At 67.9% G+C, this 1,506-nt stretch carries 2 protein-coding genes; both read left to right on the plus strand.

Annotation, left to right across the window (positions count from 1 at the left end; translation table 11 throughout):
* A partial coding sequence (locus AB1609_23680) for a DUF4931 domain-containing protein (GenBank protein ID MEW6049436.1) occupies positions 1-901 on the plus strand: 901 nt, incomplete at its 5' end.
* On the plus strand, positions 898-1,506 hold a 609-nt coding region (locus tag AB1609_23685; protein ID MEW6049437.1), incomplete at its 3' end, for a galactokinase family protein. The genes AB1609_23680 and AB1609_23685, both read left to right, overlap by 4 nt.

Genomic DNA, 1,506 nt, shown 5'->3' on the forward strand with positions numbered 1-1,506 from the left:
CGAGGCCGCACCCCCTCCTGAAGTAACGGGTACCCCCGTGTCCCCTGTCGCCCCCGCGCAGGGTATTTGCGAGGTGGTGGTATACTCGCCGGATCATCACCGCACCCTCGCGGAACAGCCCGTCGAGCACATCCGCAAGCTCATCGAGGTCTGGGCGCACCGCTACGAGGAGCTGGCCCGGCGGCCCTTCGTCAAATACGTCATGATCTTCGAAAACCGGGGCGAGGCGGTCGGTGTCACCCTCCACCACCCGCACGGCCAGATTTACGCCTTCCCGTTCGTCCCGCCCATTCCGGAGCGAGAACTGCACCACGCCCGTCAGCACCACGAAAAGACAGGGCGCTGTCTTCTCTGCGACGTGCTGGTGGAGGAGCTGCGGGCAGCCGGGGGTACGGCTCCCTTCGAGAGGGCCGACGCCGGCGTCCCTGGTGCGGGTCCTGCGCCCGGGGCAGGCGTGGCTGCGGGAGGGCCGGCCATCAGCGGAGAAGTACGCGGGCGCATCGTGGTGGAAAACGAGGGCTTCGCCGTTTTCGTCCCCTTCTTCGCGCGCTTTCCGTTCGAGACGATGGTGCTCCCGCGCCGGCACGTGCCCACCATCCTGGAGCTGACCAATGACCAGCGCTGGCATCTCGCCTTCGCCCTGAAGGAGATCCTCACCCGCTACGATGCGCTGTTTGGCTTGAGGCTCCCGTACATGATGGTGATGCACCAGGCGCCGACGGACCGGCCCTTCGGGGGGTATCCCGAGTGCCACTTCCACATCGAGTTCCTCCCCATCCAGCGAACGGCAACGAGGCTGAAATACCTGGCGGGCAGCGAATCGGGCGCGGGCACCTTCATCACGGACGCCAGCCCGGAGGAGATGGCCCAACACCTGCGGCAGGTGGTGGGACAGGCGTGACGACGGTCGACCGGGCTCCGGTTTGGCGCGCGATCGAGGGCTTTCGGGCCCGCTTCGGCGCATCTCCCCAATTGACGGCCCGAGCTCCCGGTCGGGTCAACCTCATCGGCGAGCATACCGACTACACCGGCGGTTTCGTGCTGCCGGTGGCCATCAACCGGGAGATCGCCATCGCCGGCCGCGCCCGTCGCGACCGGACGGCGCGGGCCTACTCGCTCGACTACGAGGATGAGGTGACCATCGACCTTGCGGAGGCTCGCCTGGACCAGGTAGAGCGAGACCCCGACCATCCGTGGAGCAATTACCTTCGCGGCGTTTTCGCCGTGCTGCAGGCCGCCGGGCTGCCCGCCGTGGGAGCCGACATGGCGATAGCGGGAGATGTCCCCCAGGGTGCCGGGCTCTCCTCGTCGGCGGCGCTCGAAGTGGCGACCGTGATGTTCGCCCAGGCAGCCGCCGGGTTCGAGCTTGCGCCCATCGAGGCGGTGAAGCTCGCCCGCCGTGCCGAGAACGACTTCGTCGGCGTGGCCTGCGGCATCATGGACCAGTTCGTCTCCCGCATGGCCCGGCGAAACTCGGCGCTGTTCCTCGACACCGAGAGCCTCAGC

This window comes from Bacillota bacterium (assembly GCA_040754675.1).
Lineage (GTDB): Bacteria > Bacillota > Limnochordia > Limnochordales > Geochordaceae > Geochorda.